The sequence below is a fragment of the Borreliella americana genome, assembly GCF_021043605.1.
GTDB classification, from domain to species: domain Bacteria; phylum Spirochaetota; class Spirochaetia; order Borreliales; family Borreliaceae; genus Borreliella; species Borreliella americana.
The window spans coordinates 1-2,315 of sequence record NZ_JAJNFB010000043.1 but is presented as its reverse complement, the minus strand read 5'-3'; the positions used below and the strand labels follow the sequence as shown (position 1 = coordinate 2,315).

Here is a 2,315-nt window from a genome sequence, read left to right as displayed (position 1 = left end):
TGGGGCAAGGTACAAATGCGTAATAAAAGATTTATCTTATGGTGGGGTTTTGGCTATTGTTTTTTTTGATGAAGATCTTAATGAAGATACGGTTGTTGATTTGATTTTGAGCATTGAGTTTATAGATAAAGAGATTTCTATTAAAGGCAAAGTAAGAAGTTCAAGCGTCATTCAAACGTCTGATGGAAAGGTTTTTGCGCTTGGCATTGCTTTTAATGAGGATAGTATACCACTTGAGTATACTATGATAATCCATAACTATTTAAACTATTTTGGAGATTAAAATTATTTTTATGTAGAAATTTGTTAGCAATGCCCAGTTTGTATTGTTAATTCTTGTTGAAGCTGATAGCGTGTTTATTATGCTTTATATATGCTAGATACTTGTAAATCTATAGATAGGTAAGATGGGGTACTATGAATAAAATCTTAACATTAACTAACGATCAAATAATAGTCTTTGCCACTGGTGCTTTGTTTGCAGCCATGATGATATGCCTAATAATACTATTAATCATATATATTATAAGACCCAATTTTATCTAAAAATTCAAAATTTTAGAAATCAATCAAAAAAAAATAATAAAAACTTTAGAAGAGCTTAAAAAAAGATTGGAAACATTAGAATCTAAAGTACAAAAAATAGAGTTAGATAAAACCGCAAGAAAACCTATAAACATCTACAAGCTCAAAAAATCTTAGTCTTATGATCAACGTATAGTTCTATTTATACTTTTATTCTTAATTTGAAGGCAAAATCTAAAATAAAATAATGTCAGCCCTTTTATATTCTTTTAGAAAGAAAGTAAAATGTTCCAGTATAACTGGATATTTTTTCCAGTTATACTGGATAATTGTTTAATTGCAACGATTTTTAGCTTAAAAAAGTTGCACAAACTAATGAAAAATAATATTGCTTAATTGTATATCATAAATAGATATTTTCATCTTGATTTGCGAACAATTTCAATACTAGAACTACATTGAATGTATGCATTTTAAAAAAAAATATAAATTTGGGATATATAATATATATTGATAATTAAAACTATCAACATTATATTAAATAAAACAAAAATTATCAATTATCAATTATCAATTATCAATTATAAAAAATAATAACATGCTAATAAACATTAAAAATCCCCAATATTTTTAGCAATGAAATTTAAAAATTCTTTAACGTTAAAAAATATTATTCACAGTATTTCTTTAAAAGTGTGATCGTAAATGATTTTGAGCAAAAATTTTTTTAACAAAAAAATGTAAAAATAATGAATTTTTTTTATTAGAGGTTTACATAACTTTTATGTAAATAAACTCAAAGCAGACTTTATTTTTCTATTTTATATAGCTATAAATAGCTATTCTTCATTTTTTAGTTGCAGTATTGTTTAAAAAACAAGATTAATTATTCAAATCTTGTTTTTTTATTGTTTATTTTTAAATGGGACTTTAATCGCAACTATGTTTATTTTTTATTATCTAACATTTTAAGCTCTTCTTTAATCTTTTGAAGTATGCTTTCTACAAATTGATTTGATAGTATGTCGCTATTATTATTAGAATAAGTTAAGTTTGAACTTAAACCCAATTCTTTTGCACAATTCCAAGCTTGCAATCCAATTTTGCCTTGATTTTGGACTTTATTTCCATGTGTTACTCCAACGGAAGACTCAATCTGATTTTTAAAATCTTCGAATTTTTTTTGAGCATTTTCTAATTTTTCCTTTCTTTTTTTGATTTCTTCTTTAAATTCTTGAACTTTTTTTTCAATCCTTTCTTCTAATTCTAAATCTTTAATAACGCCTTTAGCTAGTTTATTTTCAGCTTGTACATGCAATTGCTTAACATCTTGTATTAATTTTCCAAATTTTGTCCCAAAGTTTCCAAAATTTTTATTTAATTCTTCTTCTTTTATTTCAGTTTTAGTACTTAAGAATCCCTTTGCTTCGTTTTCTAGATGCTCTTTAACACTTTTTAAATTTTTATCATTTGTATGATTCTTGCAAGAACTTACTAGTATAAAAATAGTGTAGGCAATAAACATTTTTTTATTCATACTATTACTCCATAGAATTAAGCATAATACAATGTGTAATAAATACAATATCAATAATATTTTATAAATATTATTGATATTAATAGGTGTTGAGGTGTTGATGGTATTGATATGTAGAATTTTTTATTTAATATTTTTTTCTGATATTTCTGATACAATTAAAAATATTTTCTTTAATTTTTATGTTAAGTTAGTGAATAAAATTTTAAAAATTGCTTAAAAGAAAGCTAGATAGATTTCAAGAAGTAAAAGA

At 23.8% G+C, this 2,315-nt stretch carries 2 protein-coding genes; one reads left to right on the top strand and one right to left on the bottom strand.

Features of this window, described 5'->3' with window-relative positions:
• A partial coding sequence (locus LRB30_RS05695; protein ID WP_231020133.1) for a PilZ domain-containing protein occupies positions 1–283 on the top strand: 283 nt, incomplete at its 5' end.
• 1,188 nt (positions 284–1,471) lie between these two features.
• On the opposite strand, the gene LRB30_RS05690 is transcribed toward LRB30_RS05695, so the two are convergent.
• A complete protein-coding gene (locus LRB30_RS05690; RefSeq protein ID WP_231020131.1) occupies positions 1,472–2,062 on the bottom strand; it encodes an outer surface protein ErpG in 591 nt (196 codons plus the stop codon).
• Between the last annotated feature and the right edge of the window lie 253 nt (positions 2,063–2,315).